At 61.1% G+C, this 16559-nt stretch carries 13 protein-coding genes; 3 read left to right on the top strand and 10 right to left on the bottom strand.

All coding sequences use genetic code 11. From position 1 onward, the window contains the following. The first annotated feature begins 441 nt into the window (after positions 1-441). Positions 442-999 carry a hypothetical protein gene (locus ACTNBY_RS06565; RefSeq protein ID WP_441015350.1) on the top strand — a complete coding sequence of 186 codons (558 nt, stop codon included), beginning with the start codon at positions 442-444 and terminating at the stop codon, positions 997-999. Between the two features lie 147 nt (positions 1000-1146). Here the strand turns inward: ACTNBY_RS06565 and ACTNBY_RS06560 are convergent, their stop codons facing one another. The 8 genes from ACTNBY_RS06560 to trxA all read right to left on the bottom strand — a co-directional run bounded on the left by ACTNBY_RS06560 (position 1147) and on the right by trxA (position 8637). Next, positions 1147-1815 carry an HAD family hydrolase gene (locus ACTNBY_RS06560; protein WP_229770728.1) on the bottom strand — a complete coding sequence of 223 codons (669 nt, stop codon included), beginning with the start codon at positions 1813-1815 and terminating at the stop codon, positions 1147-1149. A 124-nt stretch (positions 1816-1939) separates the two neighbouring features. Next, complete coding sequence (gene hypE / locus ACTNBY_RS06555; protein ID WP_441063871.1) at positions 1940-2974, bottom strand: hydrogenase expression/formation protein HypE; 1035 nt, start codon at positions 2972-2974, stop codon at positions 1940-1942. A gap of 81 nt (positions 2975-3055) precedes the next feature. After that, positions 3056-4171, bottom strand: coding sequence for a hydrogenase formation protein HypD (hypD, locus tag ACTNBY_RS06550; RefSeq protein ID WP_441063869.1), 1116 nt, complete (start codon positions 4169-4171; stop codon positions 3056-3058). Next, complete coding sequence (locus ACTNBY_RS06545; protein WP_154518167.1) at positions 4171-4431, bottom strand: HypC/HybG/HupF family hydrogenase formation chaperone; 261 nt, start codon at positions 4429-4431, stop codon at positions 4171-4173. Before ACTNBY_RS06545 ends, hypD begins: the two co-directional genes overlap by 1 nt. A gap of 134 nt (positions 4432-4565) precedes the next feature. Then, on the bottom strand, positions 4566-7223 hold the full coding sequence (gene hypF / locus ACTNBY_RS06540) for a carbamoyltransferase HypF (RefSeq protein ID WP_441063868.1): 2658 nt from the start codon (positions 7221-7223) through the stop codon (positions 4566-4568). Positions 7224-7340: 117 nt separating this feature from the next. After that, positions 7341-7847 carry a nickel-responsive transcriptional regulator NikR gene (gene nikR, locus ACTNBY_RS06535; protein ID WP_441063866.1) on the bottom strand — a complete coding sequence of 169 codons (507 nt, stop codon included), beginning with the start codon at positions 7845-7847 and terminating at the stop codon, positions 7341-7343. Position 7848: 1 nt separating this feature from the next. Then, positions 7849-8097 carry a hypothetical protein gene (locus tag ACTNBY_RS06530; protein ID WP_006235225.1) on the bottom strand — a complete coding sequence of 83 codons (249 nt, stop codon included), beginning with the start codon at positions 8095-8097 and terminating at the stop codon, positions 7849-7851. Between the two features lie 219 nt (positions 8098-8316). After that, a complete protein-coding gene (trxA, locus tag ACTNBY_RS06525; RefSeq protein WP_441015360.1) occupies positions 8317-8637 on the bottom strand; it encodes a thioredoxin in 321 nt (106 codons plus the stop codon). Positions 8638-8773: 136 nt separating this feature from the next. On the opposite strand from trxA, the gene ACTNBY_RS06520 reads away from it, so the two are divergent. After that, complete coding sequence (locus tag ACTNBY_RS06520) at positions 8774-9349, top strand: hypothetical protein (protein WP_154518158.1); 576 nt, start codon at positions 8774-8776, stop codon at positions 9347-9349. Positions 9350-9409: 60 nt separating this feature from the next. Here ACTNBY_RS06520 and ACTNBY_RS06515 read toward each other — a convergent pair whose 3' ends face one another. Then, positions 9410-10687 carry a sensor histidine kinase gene (locus ACTNBY_RS06515; protein ID WP_441063865.1) on the bottom strand — a complete coding sequence of 426 codons (1278 nt, stop codon included), beginning with the start codon at positions 10685-10687 and terminating at the stop codon, positions 9410-9412. Further along, on the bottom strand, positions 10687-11409 hold the full coding sequence (locus tag ACTNBY_RS06510; RefSeq protein ID WP_441063863.1) for a LytR/AlgR family response regulator transcription factor: 723 nt from the start codon (positions 11407-11409) through the stop codon (positions 10687-10689). Before ACTNBY_RS06510 ends, ACTNBY_RS06515 begins: the two co-directional genes overlap by 1 nt. A gap of 242 nt (positions 11410-11651) precedes the next feature. Between ACTNBY_RS06510 and ACTNBY_RS06505 the strand changes: the two genes are divergently transcribed. Next, on the top strand, positions 11652-16409 hold the full coding sequence (locus ACTNBY_RS06505; RefSeq protein ID WP_441063862.1) for an MBG domain-containing protein: 4758 nt from the start codon (positions 11652-11654) through the stop codon (positions 16407-16409). Positions 16410-16559 lie beyond the last annotated feature (150 nt).

The raw sequence follows: 16559 nt of genomic DNA, 5'->3' as shown, positions 1-16559 counted from the left end.
GTTCCGTTAGCGCAGTTGGTGAAAGTACGTTAGCGGGGTCGGCGAAAGCGCGTTAGCGCATTCGGCGAGATGCGTTTGCGAAAGTGGTCAATTTTAGATTAGCGCTAACAGGAGGTAACATGGGGCATGGGAAGCCTCCTCCCCGCAGGTGCGGTAAGGGCTACCGCACGGGCCGATACTCAAAGCCCATTGTGGCATCCCGAGCCCGCGAAAAGAAGCTGCGCCGCGGGGGAGGCGACCCAAATGGCTTTCTCATATCGTCTTAGTAGGCCGAGTAGGCGCATTTTATTGCAGGGGGCTTGCTTTATGGGCCATTCACTCGTCAAATTGAGCCGCCTACGCTTTTGCGACGTAGGGGGTTGAACGGAGCCGCTAATATGGACCTACTGTTACGACGTGCGCTGCGCGGGAAACGCAGCGCCGCTTGTTTGGAGGAATGTCATGAAAAAGAAGCTGCTGCTTGCGCCCCTGATGGCTGCCCTGGTCGCGTGCGTGGTTTTGCTTTCCGGCTGCGGAGGGCCTTCGGTGGAGGAGCTCATCACCGACGACCTTACGAGTCAGTTTGACGAGATCAAGAACGGCGGCGATGATTTCCTCTCCGGCCTGGAAGAGGCTTCGGGCGACGAGTTTGAGCAGCTGGGCATCGATCCCGAGGAGTATGCCAAGAGCTATCTCGAGGGTTTTGATTACAAGATCGGTGATGTGACGGTCGATGAGGACAAGGGCACCGCGACCGCCGAGGTCACCATCACCTGCAAGTCCATGAACAAGATCGTCGAAGATTTCGCCACCCAGTATCAGGAGAAGATCGCCGCACTCGATACGATGCCTTCCGAGGACGAGCTGTACAAGATGGCCGGCCAGGTGATGGTCGACGTGACCAAGGCCGCTAAGACCAAGGACACCAAGGTCACCTTTAAGTATTCCGCCAACGAGGATAACGAGTGGTCTGCCGACGATTCCGCAACCACCGAGATGATGAATGCGATGATGAACTAGTTCGTTGCGGCGTTTTACCAAACGCCGCAACTGCTCGACGCTGCGTGGGCACCAGAGCGACAACTTGTCATTCAAAGAGGACGGCATGACCAGAAGGTCTATGCCGTCCTCTTTTCATGCCAATTTGTTCGCTCTGGTGCCCGCTCGCTACTCGCCCAGCACCAGCGCCGCGAGCTCTGCCTGGCTGTCCACCACGTAGTCGGCGCCGGCGGCTTCCAGCTCTGCGCGGCCGCGGAAGCCCCAGCTGACGCCTGCGCTCTTAAGACCGGCGTTGTGGCCGGTCAGGATATCGACATTGGAATCGCCTACGTAGAGCGTGGTCGCCGGGTCGGCGCCCAGCTCTTCCATCACATGCAGCGTGACGGGTGCCTCGGGCTTAGGCGGAAACGCATCGACACGGCCCTGTACCAGCGCAAAGCGCTCGGAACCAAAATACTTCTCGATAAGCGGGGCCGCCGAGACGTGGTCCTTGTTAGTGAGCACGGCAAGCTGCACACCCGCGGCACGCAAGCGGTCGAGCATCTCGATCGTGCCGGCATAGGGGGCGGTGTGGTCCTCCTTGTGCTCGCCGTAATAAGCCCTAAACTCGGCAAGCGTCTGCTCAAACATACGGCCGTCGCCCGCGTACTCGGCGGGCATAAAGCGCTCAACCAGCTTGAGCATACCGTTTCCCACCTTGTAGCGGTACTCGTCAACGGCAAACGTGGGCCAGCCGTGCGCCTCGCAGGTATGGTTGCCGGCGGCTGCCAGGTCCTCGAGCGTGTTGAGGATGGTGCCGTCCAGATCAAAGATCACATGGGAAAAAGCTGCTGCCATGAAAGCTCCCGTCGTTGGGTTTCAAAACGCACCCCATAATACTGGGCTTACGCGTTGGGTGTGCTTGGAATCTGAACATCTCCAGGGATATCAGGTGACATCGCGCCACTCATGAGATTCCGCCCTAGCAAATTCTCGGCAGCTGCTCTCCCACGAGCATGTCGAGGATGCGGGTAGAGCCCCAGCCGGTGCGCACGCGCACGGCGGGACGGGAGCCCTCGGCAAGTGGCAGCACGCGACCGATGATGGCGGCATTCTCGCCGTAGCGGGCGACGCGCATGGCGGCTAGAGCCGCATCGCCTTGCTCGGCCGGCACCACGGCGACCATCTTGCCCTCGTTTGCTACCTGCAGCACATCGTAGCCGAGCATCTCACATGCCGCCTGCACGTCGGGGCGCACGGGCACGGCATCCTCGTCGATCTCCATGGCAACACCGCTGGCCTGGGCAAACTCGTTGAGTGTGGATGCCAGGCCGCCGCGCGTGGGGTCGCGAAAGCAACGCGTGCCGGGCGCTGCGGCCAAAACGTCGGCAATCAGGTGGTTGAGCGGCGCGGCATCGCTTTCGATCGTGCTCGAAAACGCCAGGCCCTCGCGCTGGCTCATGATGGCGATGCCGTGGTCGCCGAGTGTGCCCGACACCAGGATGACATCGCCAGGCTGGCAGTTTGCACCGCTGAGCGCCACATCCGCAGGCACTTCGCCCACGCCGGCGGTATTGATGTAGACGCCGTCGGCCCCGCCGCGCTCAACAACTTTGGTGTCGCCGGTGATGATCGCTACGCCCGCCTCGCGCGCCGTCTCGGCCATGGTCTGCACAATCTGGCGGAGCTTATCCATGGGATAGCCCTCTTCGAGGATAAAACCGCACGATAGGTAGCGCACGTTGGCGCCCGAGGTCGCGACATCGTTGACGGTTCCGCACACGGCGAGACGGCCGATGTTGCCACCGGGGAAGAACTGCGGCGAGACTACAAAGCTGTCGGTCGACATGGCGATGCGCCCGCTCGCGGGCAGCGCGGCGACGCCGGCGTCGTTGCCTTCGAGCAACTCGGGCGTCCCAAAGGCATCCAAAAAGACCTCATCGATGATGCGTTTCATCATCTGACCGCCGGAGCCATGGCCCAAAAGGACGGTGCTATCGGTGATGCTATGGGACATATCCAAAACTCCAATCGTGGGTGGAATTATATGGGTGAGGCGCAGCGTCGACCAGTCCGCCTCTCGTTAGAACGGCGGAACCTAATAGTCGCGGTAGCGGTAGTACGCCGCGCAGCTGCCTTCGGAGCTCACCATGCAGGGGCCGACGGGATGCTCGGGCGTGCAGGTGCGGCCAAAGAGCGGGCAGCCGCTCGGCGTAATGGCCCCGCGCAGCACGTCGCCGCAGCGGCACCCACGCGGCTCGACCGTCGCCTCAACGGGCACGTCAAAGCGGGTACGGGCATCAAAGCGCGAGAACTCAGGGCGGATGGAAAGGCCCGAGTTGGCAATCGGCCCCAGCCCGCGCCATGTGGTGTCGCATGGCTCAAACACCTGCTCGACCAACTGTCGCGCCACGGGGTTGCCGTCTGCGTTGACGCCGCGACGGTAGGCGTTGTCGATCGTGGGCCTGCCCTCGACAGCCATCTGGACCAGCATGCAGATGCCTTGTAGGATATCGACCGGTTCAAATCCCGTGACCACGCCCGGGGTATCGAACTCGTCGACCAAAAAGCTAAAGGGCGCCAAGCCCGTGATGGTGGCGACGTGGCCCGGCAGGATAAAGCCGTCGATGGCGGTCTCGGGATCGTTGGCGATGGCGCGCAACGCCGGCGGCGTGGTCTTGTGGGCGCAATAGACCGAAAAGTTCAAAAGCCCGCGCGTCTCGGCCTCCAAGATGGCAGCGGCGATGGTGGGCGTCGTAGTCTCAAAGCCCACACCCATAAAAATGACCGGACGATCGGGATTTTGCTCGGCAATGTCGAGTGCGTCGAGCGGGGAGTAGACGATGCGGATATCGCGCCCTGCCGCCTTTTGCGCTGCGAGCGAGGTGGACGATCCGGGCACGCGCATCATGTCGCCAAAGGTGGTGATGATGGCGCCGTCTATGTTGGCGAGCGCGATCGCGTGGTCGATGTCACGGTTGGCGGTAACGCAGACGGGGCAGCCCGGGCCGCTCAGCAGCTTGAGCCCAGCCGGCATAATGGAGCGAAAGCCATAGCGGCCGATGCTCACGGTGTGCGTGCCGCAGACTTCCATAAGGTTGATGGTACGGTCGCCGACAAGACCGCGAATGCGTTCGATGAGCTCGCGAGCCAGCTTGGGGTCGCGAAATGCCGAAAAGTCGATACCGGAGCGCACCGGCTGTCCGGCCGCCACTAGTATGCCTCGGCCGGGTTGCTGGCCAGTTGGTCTTCTTCGGCCAGTTCGGTCATGGCGTTAACGAGCTCGAGCGTTTCTTGCGCTTCCTGCTCGTCGACGATTTGGATGCCAAAGCCGGCGTGCACGAGAATATAGTCGCCAACCTGCGCCGTCGGCACGAGTCGCAGCGACACGGGGCGCTCGATGCCCATCATGTCGACGGTAGCCTTGAGGCCATCGTCGCGTTTGACTACTTTACCGGGGACGGCAAGGCACATATTGTTCCCCTTTTATACGTTTTGCGCTGGATAGGCGCTCGATAATCCATCAGTTGATGGTAGCGCTCGCGGGGTTCGCGGGCAAACGCGTTACGCCTGTGAGACGGCTGGGCACAGCGGTGTGCGAGAGCGAGCTACTGCGATGCGATCTGCGCAAGACGAGCGCTTGCGACCGCCGCCTGACCGTAGGCGATGCAGCCGTCATTGACGGGCACGGTATGGGGGATAAGGACAGTAAGACCTGCGCTTTTGAGCTCGCGGGTGAGGAGCTGGAGCAGAAGTCGGTTCATGAACACGCCGCCCGAGAGCGCAACGGTATCGAGGCCTTCACGGGTGCAGATCTCGCTGGCGATGCGTGCCGAGGAGCGCGCGACGGCGACATGGAAGTCGAGTGCGAGCCTGTCGGCGGGCACACTGGCTCTGGTTCCCTCCAAAAGCGCCGCAAAAAGTGAGCTGGGGCCCAGGACGAGAGACCTGCTCGAGGTTGCTTGGACAGTTAGTTCAGATTTGTACTTTTTAGAGTGGTAATGGGTGGTATAAATCGTCTGCGAGGGCCCCGAATGGGTTGATTTGGGGTATCCGGCGGGCGTATTAACCGCAAATGAGGTGCCTGGAGAGCCCTCTTCGGGGTAATCTGAGCCAAAACCGTTGGTTAAAGGGTCTGTTTTTAATACAAATCTGAACAAACTGTCCAGTCGCAATGGGTCAGATGCGGAACAGCCGTCTTTATCGCCGGGAACATGGGTAATTTTGCTGCCGAGCGCGCGCCAGGCGGCGGCTTCGAGTTCGATGGCGGGCTCGCCTTCGTAGGTTGCCTGCCCGCAAATGCCCAAAACTGCAGCGGCGGCGTCAAAGAGACGCCCCATACTGCTCGTGCGTGGGCTGTTGATGTTCCGCTCGATCATCGTTGCCGTCACGCTGCGTGTTTGCTCGTCTAGGCCGTCCAAGAGCCGCTCGGCCCCCGGATGTTCAAGCAGGCCGAGCTCGCTGAGCAGGGCAAAGGCGTTGCGGCGGGCGTCGCGCACGGAGGCCGCCCTGCCGGGGAGCGTCCAGGTGCGCAAATGCGCGGCGCGCTCAAAGCCGCCAAGGCTGGCAACAAGAAACTCGCCGCCCCAAATGGTCCCATCGGTGCCGGCGCCGGTGCCGTCAAAGGCGATGCCAAGGACGCGCGCGTCGGTTGTAAGCTGGCCCGCGGCAATCGCCTCGGCCATTACGCTTGCGATGTGCGCATGATGGTGCTGCACCTCGACGAGCGGCAGATTGCATTTTCGCGCCTGCTCGCGCGCCCACTGGCTCGATAGATAGCTGGGGTGTAGATCGCAGACCAAGGCGGCGGGCGCCAAGTCAAAGAGATCTTCCAAGCGCGTGCGCGCGGCGTTCCAGGCATCGAAGGTCCCGCCGTTTTCAACATCGCCGATATGCTGCGACATAAAACAGGTTGCCTCGCCGTTCGTCCCTTCACGCGTGAGCGCAATCGTGGCCTTTTGTTGTGGCCCGCAGGCGAGCACGCAGGACGGAGCGCCGTCGAGCGCCGGCAACGGCAGCGGCTGGGGTGCATATCCGCGAGCGCGGCGAACGGGCATGGCGACCCCACCGACCACGCGCACCACGGAATCATCGTAGCGCGAGAGAATCGCACGGTCGTTGCCAAGCAGCGCGTCAGCGATGCCGGCGGCAACAAGGTGCTCCCATGCAAGGTTGTCATCGGTCTCGATAGGTTCCTCGCTCAGGTTTCCGCTGGTCATGACGAGCGCGTGCATACCGCGGGCTTCTGCCGCGGCAAGCAACAGATGCTGAAGCGGTGTATAGGGGAGCATAACGCCAAGCTCAGGAAGGTTGCGCGCGACGGACGGTGCGAGCGCGTTGGGGGAGCCGCCACTCTCGCAAACGGCACGTTGGCGCAGCAGCACGATGGGGCGAATGCTGCCGGCCAGCAGGCCGCGCTCAACGTCGTTTACATGGCACAGGCGTTCAGTATCGGCAAGGCCGCGCACCATAACGGCAAGCGGTTTGTTGCTGCGGCGTTTGCGGCGGCGAAGCTCGACCACCGCCTGCTCGTTGGAGGCGTCGCATGCCAAGTGGAATCCGCCCAGGCCCTTGATAGCAACAATACCGCCGCTGGCCAGCAGCTCGACGCAGCGGTCGATAATAGCGTCGCTGGTCTTGCGCGTGGTGCCGACGGTCAGCGACGCGGCGGCTTCGCCGGCCTCGCGCCACGTAATGTGCGGCCCGCAATCAAAGCAGGCATCGGGCTGCGCGTGAAACCGCCGGTCAAGCGGGTCGCCATACTCTGCGGCACAGGTGGGGCACATGGGAAAGCAATCCATCGAGGTGGCCGCTCGGTCATAGGGCAGCGACCGGATGATGGTAAAGCGCGGTCCGCAGTTGGTGCAGTTGATAAAGGGATAGTGAAAGCGTCGGTCGGCGGGGTCGAACAGCTCGTGCAGGCAGTCGTCGCACGTGGCGATGTCGGGCGAGACGAGCGTCGTGTGGGCGGTTTGATCCTGCGATGCCACAATGCGAAAGCCCCGCTCGTTGGCGGCGTCCCAGTCGCCGGGCGCTAGGTCCATAACCTCGACATGCTCCACACGAGCCGCCGCGGGCGCATGCTCGGAAAGCGCGGCGACAAATTCGTCGAGCGCCTCGCTTAGGGCGTGCGCCTCGATATGCACGCCATCGCCCGCGTTAAGCACCCAGCCGCAAATACCGTGCGCCATGGCCTCGCGATACACAAATGGCCGCATGCCAACGCCCTGCACAATGCCCGTTACATGGATATGCGCATGTCGCATGCGACCCTCCTTCATCGAGACCTGCCAAAAAGGGACAGGTTTATTTTGGTAGGTAAAACGTTAAACCTGCCAAAACAAACCTGTCCCTTCTTGGCAGGTGCGCCGCGCAAAGACCCGCTACAGCCCCAGGCTCTGCTCGGTGGCGGCGCAGGTGAGCTCGCCGTGCTTAACGCCGCGCAGGCCCAGCAGACGGTCAGCCAGCTCGTAGACACGCTCGCCGCGACCCTTGAGCGCCAGAATCTCCAAGCAGTTGTGGTGGTCCAGATGCACGTGCATGGTCGAGACAATCTCGTCGGTGTAGTCGTGCTGCACCTCGTCCAGACGGCGCGTCAGATCGCCGGTATGGTGGTCATAGATCATGGTGAGCGACCCGATGACCTGCTCGTCGGGCGTTCGCATCTGCTCCTTGGCAATGGAGGCGCGAATCAGGTCGCGCACGGCCTCGGAGCGGTTGGCAACGTCGCCGCGGCGCGCGATTTGCTCGTCAAAGCGGCGCAACAGGTCGTCGGGCGCGGTGACCGAAAAACGGACCAGCTCGGAGGCGGAGCTGCTGAGGCGGCAGCCCACGTCGCCGGTCGGCCCGTGCGGATGCTCGTGCTCGCAGGCGTGCTCGTGCTCGGCCACGCTACACCAGCTTTACGGAGCCGACGGAGTTATGGTCGGCCTCGATGGCCTCCTCGTAGCCCTCGAGCGCATCGTGCGCCTCGTGGAGCGCCGCCATGGCGGCCTCGAGCTTCGCGCCAATGCGCTCCATGTCAAAGTTCTCGGTCGCATGCAGCAGCTGATGGCTCCACTCGTGGGCGAGCTCAATGGTGTCGTCGACCTGCTTGACGCTCATAGCAAGCTGGCTCATGTTCATTCCGACGTCATGCATGGGAATCTCCTTTTGTACGGGTCTAATCAGTGGTTCAGATTCTACTACGCCCGCTTTACGCATCGCCGCATAAGAAAACGGGTGCGAGTCCGTCTGACCCGCACCCGTTCACTGGGGGCTGTTTGTGATTACCATACTATCCGTGGTCGCGGGCGCAACACCCGGCTCTCCGGCGAGCGGCACAAAACCACTCATGGACGGCAACACATGACCGGCGTATTACAGGTGCTTCTCAAGCAGCGCCTGCAGCCTGGCCTTGGGCAGCGCACCGACGGAGCGGTCGATTTCCTCGCCGTTCTTAAAGACAACCAGCGTGGGGATGCTCATAACGCCAAACTTCATGGCCAGGTCCTGATTGTCGTCGACGTTGCATTTGGCGACGGTAATCTTGCCGGCCAGCTCGTCGGCCATTTCGTCAACAATGGGCGAGAGCGAACGGCAGGGACCGCACCACGGTGCCCAAAAATCAACCAGCACGGGAAGGCTGCCGTTAACGACGGAATCGAAATTCTCGGGGGTAATCTGCTTAATGTCAGCCATAGTGACCTCCATAATGCGACGCGGCTCTGCCGCGTAAGACTCAGTACGACTGTGCTTATACCCAACGGCCCGCAATGCAACCACTCGCGGGCGGCTCTTTTATATAATGGTGGGCATGCAAACGATTGGAGAGCGCATGCCCACGTCACAAAGCCAGAAAAAAGAAGCCATCGCCCAGGCGACCGAGCAGGAGCTCGCATCGCTCGCGGGCCGCGGCGTGCGTATCGCGGGTAACGCGTGCTCGCCAATTGTGCTGGTAAAAGGTGATTTAGACGATGCCGAGCGTGCAGGCGGCGAGTTGGCTGCCGGTCCAGACGGCGCCGCGTTGCGTAAGGCGCTCGGCGCCATCGGTTACGCCCCCGAGGATTTCTGCGTGCTGGCAAGTGTTGCCGGCGCGGGCGACGGGGCGGTTGCGATAGGCGAGGACCTGCCGTGCGAGCTGTTCCGCGAGGCGCTCGAGGCCTTGGACCCCGAGGCAGTCCTGCTGCTGGACGATCGCGCGGCCGATACCATGCGCGAGACCTACGCAGACATGCTCGTGGCGATCGACGACTTTGATACCGCCATGCTCAAGCCCGGCTTGGTCGCCCACGTGCAGGGTCGTCGCGTACTCGCGCTCGACGGCTTTGAGGCCGCGCTGACCGACAAGGCCGCCAAGCAGCGCATGTGGGCCTACATCAAGCAGCTGACCCCGGCCGCCGCGCCGCTGTAGCGGACTGGCGCCAGCAAGGCGGTCCTGATGGGTCGAGCGCGGCGCCGACTTGTCGCGCCCTTACATCACTGCGCGAAGCTCAAACCGATCGCCGTGAATGCGAAACTGGCAGTTGCCGTTCATGCGCTCGACGGCAAGCTTAATGCTCCTGGTTCCAAAGCCGTGTCCGGTGTGCTCGGCCACGGGCATGCCGTCGACCATGCGCGGCGGGCGCCCAAACGTGTTGGAGACCAAAAGTAGCAGTTGTCCGTCCTCGCAACGCAGGTCCAGATCGACAAATCGCTTGCCCTGGGGAGCGGCGCTTGCGGCGACGATGGCGTTGTCCAGGGCGTTTGAGAGTACGCTAAACAGATCGACGTCGGCTACATGGACGCTCTCGGGCACGGCGGCGCGCAAATCGGCGCTGATGCCGTTTCGGTTGATATCGGAGCTAAATGACGAAAGCACGATATTGACCGTGTCGTTGGCGCAGTAGCGGCGCACAGCGGTGCGGTCGTTTGTCTCGCAGAGCTCGTCGATGCGCTCGAGCGCCTCGTCGATGTGGCCCTCCTCGATCAAAGCCGCAAGGCCGCGCAGGAAGTGCCGCATGTCGTGGCGGAGAACCGAAAGCTCACGTCCAGATTGGCGCCAGGCCTCGAGCTCCTTGATGGCTGCGCTGTCGCGGGTCGCGAGCATCCAGCGCTCGCGCTCGGCGATTTCCTTTGCCTCGTATTCGCGCATATACACAGTAAGAAACATGAGGTAGAACGCGCAAAGCGCAAACGCCAAAAACTCAACCGTCACCACGGAGCCCGAGTGGAAGAGCGTGGTGTAGACGTTGGTGGCGTAGTCAAAGATGTAATAGACGAGCGGCAGGATGAGCAGAATCTCGAGTTCGGTGGGGGTTTTAACCGCCAGGCGCGGACCGATGTCGCTGGCCCAATGCAGCAGGATTGCAAAGACGACGGCCGTGGTGATAATGCGTGCCGCGTAGTACGCGATTTGCGAGTCGGTGGCGGCGAGCGCGGCGATGCCCATCCAGTTGCTGAACTGGCAGCTCAGATAAGCACTGGTGACGCCCAGCATAACGAGCAGCGGGTTCAGGCGATAGCGCGCGCACAGGTAGATGACGAGCGGCAGATGCACGACGAGCGGATATACCTGACGGGCGAAAAGCTCGCCGCCGACGGCATTGGCGAGGCCGAATGCGCATCCGGTTACGGCGCCGACCATCACCAGCTCAAGCGCATGACGCCGGTTGATCTCGATACCGCAGAGCGCCGCCGAGGCAAAAACGCCAAAAAGCAGGGTCGTTGCGTGGTGGATTGCCCAAAGTGCCATCTCGGCCGCGGGGAGCATTAGCGCCTCCCGCTCTCGAACCGTGCCGCAAAGTAGGCATCCTGGAAACCCTGCTTGCAACTGCGCGCCAGCGGGATGCAAGCGCCCGAGCGCATGACGATATCCGTGCGGTTGAAGTGGTCGATATTGCGCAGGTTGACCTGGTAGCTACGGTGACATTTAAAGAAGTTCGCGTTTTTGGCCAGCTGGTCCTCGATGTTGCGGAACGGCTCGAGCGCCTCGATATCGCGCCCGTCGCGCAGGTGGAATACCACGTGCTTGTTGCGGGCCTCGGCGTATTCGATATCGGACAGGCGCAGAGCATGGTATCCAAAGGACGTTTTGGTCACGAGCTCATCGGTCGCGTCAGGTCGCATGCTCGAAAGCTCGTCGAGCAGTTGCGCCAGGCGTTCGTACGCTACAGGCTTGAGTAGGTAGTCGAAGGCGCGGACCTCATAGGACTCCAGCGCGAACTCGGGCGATGAGGTGAGGAACACCAGACGCACGGCTGTATCGGATTGGCGCAACTCCCGCGCGGTGTCCATGCCGTTGACGAGCGGCATGATCATGTCGAGCAGAATGATGTCGGCGCGCGATGCGGCATGGCGGGCCAGCAGGTCCTCGCCGCGCGTGACGAGTGCAACGTCGACCGCCGTGCCCGTCTCGGTCGACCAGCGGTCGATCATCCGGTGCAGTCTATCTAGAAAAGCGACGTCGTCGTCGCAGGCGATGATCTTGAGCATTCGGGCCCCCTTAGTAGTTCGATTTTGCCACATTGGGTGCGCGCCGCCCGCGGAGGAACACCCCGTTTGCGCCCCACGGTGCGCAACTCGCGCTGAGCGGCAGGGCGTCAGTTTTGACGGCCGCACAATACTCCATGGATACACATGTCAATCGATGCCGGCGGTCGGACGGGGAGTCAGGCCGCCCGCCGGCGCCAAGCGATAGCGAACATTGCGAAAGCATAGGGGTAAGGGGAGCCGTGATGAGGGAGAAGAAGATGGGGATGCGCAGACTTGCTGCTTGCGTGCTGGCTGCAGCGCTGGCGCTTGGGGGTGCGGCGACGACGCTCGCCACACCTACGGTAGCCGAGGCGTATCCGCAGGGCGCGATCAAACCGAAACACCTGAAAAGCGAGCTTTCGTATGGCGAAAGTGATGTAATCCAACTTTCCGGCGGCAAAGACTATCGGTTTGCCGGCACGGTTGATATCGACCACTATGAGGTCGAGGGCGGCACCAAGGAGAATCCGACCCGCCTATATTTCACCGACAGCTCGTCTCTGGGCGGTCCGCTGACCGTCGAGCGTGACCTTACATATTCGCAACACCCGCTCTTTGTGCTCAAGGGCGGTTATGTCGAGTTCATCGGTGATTCGGGTGTCTCGACCGAGGTACGCTGCGATGGAAAAACGTTTTTGAGCGATAGCAATGATTACGAAGCGCGTGGAGGTGTCGATAAACCGAATACGGGCAAGAGCCTCAACCTTTCCGTGGAAAACCTCAAGCTTGTTTCAAGGACCGAGAACAAAGATACCGATCGGGCAATCACGCTCTATGGAACCATGGGTGCGGGGGAGACGGCCAGCTTCACGAACGTGAGTGTCAGCGGTTGGAAATGCTGCAAGAACAACGCATTCAAGGTTGACCAGGGTAATGAAATTTACGAAGCCTCGCCGGCGCCTGTAACTATCAGAGGCAGCCAGGTCGCGGTGGATGCAACGTTTGTCAACTGCACGTTTGAGAATAATAGTGATGACTGCGTCGGCGCCTTGAGCGTGGTCGGGCGGTCGAAGACTCCAAAAGTTACGTTGAACGGCTGCACGTTCGAAAACAACAGTCAGGGAATGATTGCATGCGACGAGATGAAGGTTGAGAGCGGTCATGTGCATGCGGGCAATATTGGCGTCAAAAATGCCATAGTCGCCCTGAATAACTGCAGTATCCGTTCAACAAATAACACGTCATGGAATGGACCCTGCTCTTATATGTTCAATGTGTGGGGTATTCAATATCAGATGCACATGACGAGTGCCATTGCGGTGGCAAAGGATGCGTCGTGCACCATAAACGGTACGGTTATCGACGATTCGTTCGTGTTCCCCTCTGATTATTTCAACGGTCGCGACATAAGAGGTCAGGACTCGCAGCGCTGCGCGGTTTACGCCCTTGGTTCTGTGACGCTCGCCGGCAACACGAAGGTCACTACGGCCAAGGCGAAGGGCGTCGATGCGTCCGATGTCGGTAGCTACGGCAAGGTTCACGTCGATAAGTCTTTTACGGGCGAAGCCGTCCTGTCTATCGACGATACCAAGTTCGATCCCGAGTCCAATAAGCAGTATTACTACTATGAGTATGTGGACCTTGGCACGAGCGGTCTTTCGCAGGAGGATCTCGCGAGCAGGCTCAAGCTCGCCAACGAAAACCTTGCATACGACGTTACCGATGGCAAGGTCAAGGTTATCCATCGCAAGCACGAGCACGAGTGGGCCTATTCCGCCAACAGGGATGGGTACAGCATCGCGGCTACGTGCAACGGACAGTATGAGGCCTCGCACTGTGTCTACTCCAGGGACGGCGAGACGATCTCGCTGATGTCGTCCAAGAGCGGCGACCTGAGCTTTACCTACAACGGCAAGCAGCGCGACGCCGTGCTTGCTACGACCAAGCCGTCTCAAAAGGACAACGCTGTAGCCCAGGGCAAGGTAAAGATTGTGAGCGCACGCTTTTATAGCGGCGTGGATGACGATAATCCCCAGGGCTTCGCGATGGAAGGGTCGGTGCCTCTGAATGCGGGTACCTATCGCGTGGTGGCGACGGTTGCCATCGAGGGGCAGAGCGATGTTACGCTCGAGCGCGTGTTCAAGATCAACCCCGCCTCGCTTGCGGAGAAGGACTCCAACCGCAAGGATCTTTGCAAGGTCGAAATCATTGGCTACGACAAGTTGAAGGATAACGTCAGGTTCAGCAACGGTGACGTGTTCAACGACGTTCCGTCTTATGAGTGGACGGGTGAGGAGATAAAGCCTCGCATTAAGGTGACGTATAAGCTTGGCGACGAATGGATTGAGCTTAAAGAGGGCGTCGATTTCGAGCGTTTCGCTTGGGACGAATCGGTTTCGGAGAAAGATCCCGGTGCGTATAGGAGCCAGGCTTGGGGTCTGGGAAACTTCACATACGGCAAGTTTTTCTACTGGAGCATCTACGGCACGCAGTTCGAGAATGTTCAGGCCAAGGGCTTTGACGGCACCTACGATGGCAAGGCTCACTCGCCGTCGGTGACGGTCGACAACGCCCCCGAGGGCATGAAGATCGAATATAGCGTCAATGGTGGCTCGCTGTACGAAGACCGAATCCCCTCCTATACCAACGCGTGCGCCGAGACAATTAAGTACCGTATTACCGCACCCGACTACGTGCCGGTGGAGGGCGAGCTTGAGATTAAGATCGCTCCCGCCGAACAGGCCGCTCCCAAGGACGTCAAGACGACGGCCGCGACCGGGCATGCCTTGGCGGACGGCAGCATCGACGGGATTGATAACACCTACGAATGGAAAGCCGAGGTTGCCAGCGACTATCAGCGGATTGCCGAAGGCGAGACGTCGGTTAAGGGCCTCGCCGCTGGCAAATACAGCGTTCGCCTTAAGGCCGACCGTAACCATAACGCCTCCGAGGCCCTGACGGTTGAGGTCAAGGACGGCCCTAAGAAGGCCGACGGTAGCGGTTGGAAGCACGACGACGCCGAACATTGGAATATCTGCACCTGTGGCAAGGAAGACGTTGGCCGCGCAAAGCATGACTTTGAGTGGGTCGTCGACCAGGCCGCTACGGCTGATAAGCCCGGTTCCAAGCATGAGCGCTGCAAGACGTGTGGCTACGAGCGCGAGTCTGTCGAGATCCCCGCCTTCGGCATCAAGGGCTACTCCGACGTGTACGACGGCGACTATCACACGGTTGATGCGACGAGTCTGCCCGAGGGCGCGACGGCCCAGTACAGCACCGACGGCAAGAACTGGTCCCTCGAGGCCCCCAAGATTAAGGACGTCGGCACGCTGACTGTGTCCTATGAGGTAACGATCGACGGCGTGAAGGCCGAGGGTAAGGTGACTCTCGAGGTCAAGCCGCGCGCGATCACGGTCACCGCCCAGGACGCCTCCAAGACCTACGGCGAGGCTGACCCCGTGTTTACGTGGGCGATCACATCCGGCGAGCTTGTCGAGGGCGAGAGCCTTCAGGGCATTGAGATTAAGCGCGAAGATGACGACAACGTGCGCGACGGCGGCTATGCTCTGCACCTGACGCAGGCCAAGGACGCTAACCCCAACTACAACATCACGTTTGTTGACGGCGTGTTCACCATCAACCAGCGCGTGCTCACTGTGAAGTGGGGTACCAGCGAGTTTGTTTACGATGGCAAGGAGCACTGCCCCGAGGCGACGCTCGGCAACGTCATCGGCAAGGATGACCTTGGCGCGACCGTCGAAGGCTCCCAGACCGAGGCCGGCGCTTCTTACACGGCGAACCTCACCGCACTGACGGGCAAGGCCGCGGGCAACTACGTGCTTCCGACTGAGGGCCTGACGTGCGACTTCTCCATCAAGAACGCCGCGCAGGGCGCGCCGGTGGTCCAGGTTGCGGCCGAGACCGTGAGCGGCAAGCGTGACGGCAAGATCACGGGCGTCGACGCGACGATGGAGTGGCGTGCCAAGGGTGCTGACAAGTATCAGGCGGTGGACGAGGGCACGGCCGAGCTTACGGGTCTTGCCGCCGGCACGTATGAGGTGCGCTACCAGGCCAAGGCCAACTACGACGCTTCTTCCGCCACCGAGGTTACCGTGGCGGCCGGCCCCAAGCTGGTCGTGACGCTGCCGAGCAATCAGGTGGGCTACGCGCTCACCTCGACGGCAACCGAGCTCGATTGGCACGGGACCGCAACACTCACCATGGGCATCGACAGCGCGTACTTTGCGGGCAAGGACTACACCGTCAAGGTCAACGGCACGTCCGTAAAGCTTTCCGCCAAGGGCACCTATGAGCTCAAGGACGTCGAGGGCGATGTGAACGTGACGGTCGAGGGCGTGCTTAAGCACGAGCCCGACGGCTCCGGCTGGGTACGCGATGCCAAGAACCACTGGCATAACTGCCGCTGCGGCGACATCATCGACAAGGCCGAGCATACCTTTAAGTGGGTTGTCGACAAACCGGCGACTACCGAGGCCAAGGGCAAGAAACACCAGGAGTGCACCGTCTGCGGCGAGAAGGGCGCAACCGAGGAAATCGCGATTCTGGTACCCGAGATCATCGACGGTAAGGGCCAGACGATGGTGGTTGACGCCGTCAAGGACCTGAGCTTCCGTTCGAGCGCACCGCTCGCGTTCTTCCAGAAGGTACTGGTCGACGATAAGGAGGTCGCGGCCGAGAACTACGTGCTCACCGAGGGCTCTACGATCGTGACGCTCAAGGCGAGCTTCCTGAATACGCTCGGCGTGGGCGAACACAGGCTGAGCGTGGTTTCGACCACGGGCACGGCCGAGACGACCTTTACCGTTGCCGAGGCTGCCAAGCCCGCTCCTGGCCAGACCACTACGACTACTACGACCACGACTTCCAAGCCTAAGAAGAGGGCTAGCAAGGAGGCGTTGCCTGAGTCCGGCGACAGCACTTATGTCGTTGCGGGTGCCGTACTCGCTGCCGGTGTGGCAGTCCTGCTGCTGGCGTGGGCCATCATGAAGCGCCGCGCTTAACCGCGCACCAGTTCCCAGCGGGTCCGGATCGAGCGATCCGGACCCGCTTTTATGCCCACCGCCTCTCGGACTAAGATAAAACGGGCCGCTCGAACCGTGTGGCGGATCCATTTTCGACTGTCCTCAGCTTGCCAGTTCGAAAATGGACCC

Origin of the sequence: Collinsella sp. HCP28S3_E12 (assembly GCF_052065595.1) — a bacterium.
Taxonomy (GTDB): Bacteria; Actinomycetota; Coriobacteriia; order Coriobacteriales; family Coriobacteriaceae; genus Collinsella.
Note: the sequence above shows the minus strand (reverse complement) of the source record. Positions and strands in the feature narration are given on the sequence as shown.

What these genes read in the sequence shown, in the direction of transcription:
- ACTNBY_RS06565 (WP_441015350.1), top strand. Translation starts at nt 442, where the DNA reads ATGAAAAAGAAGCTGCTGCTTGCGCCCCTGATGGCTGCCCTGGTCGCG.
- ACTNBY_RS06560 (WP_229770728.1), bottom strand. Translation starts at nt 1,815, where the DNA reads ATGGCAGCAGCTTTTTCCCATGTGATCTTTGATCTGGACGGCACCATC.
- hypE (WP_441063871.1), bottom strand. Translation starts at nt 2,974, where the DNA reads ATGTCCCATAGCATCACCGATAGCACCGTCCTTTTGGGCCATGGCTCC.
- ACTNBY_RS06545 (WP_154518167.1), bottom strand. Translation starts at nt 4,431, where the DNA reads ATGTGCCTTGCCGTCCCCGGTAAAGTAGTCAAACGCGACGATGGCCTC.
- hypF (WP_441063868.1), bottom strand. Translation starts at nt 7,223, where the DNA reads ATGCGACATGCGCATATCCATGTAACGGGCATTGTGCAGGGCGTTGGC.
- ACTNBY_RS06530 (WP_006235225.1), bottom strand. Translation starts at nt 8,097, where the DNA reads ATGCATGACGTCGGAATGAACATGAGCCAGCTTGCTATGAGCGTCAAG.
- trxA (WP_441015360.1), bottom strand. Translation starts at nt 8,637, where the DNA reads ATGGCTGACATTAAGCAGATTACCCCCGAGAATTTCGATTCCGTCGTT.
- ACTNBY_RS06520 (WP_154518158.1), top strand. Translation starts at nt 8,774, where the DNA reads ATGCCCACGTCACAAAGCCAGAAAAAAGAAGCCATCGCCCAGGCGACC.
- ACTNBY_RS06515 (WP_441063865.1), bottom strand. Translation starts at nt 10,687, where the DNA reads ATGCTCCCCGCGGCCGAGATGGCACTTTGGGCAATCCACCACGCAACG.
- ACTNBY_RS06510 (WP_441063863.1), bottom strand. Translation starts at nt 11,409, where the DNA reads ATGCTCAAGATCATCGCCTGCGACGACGACGTCGCTTTTCTAGATAGA.
- ACTNBY_RS06505 (WP_441063862.1), top strand. Translation starts at nt 11,652, where the DNA reads ATGAGGGAGAAGAAGATGGGGATGCGCAGACTTGCTGCTTGCGTGCTG.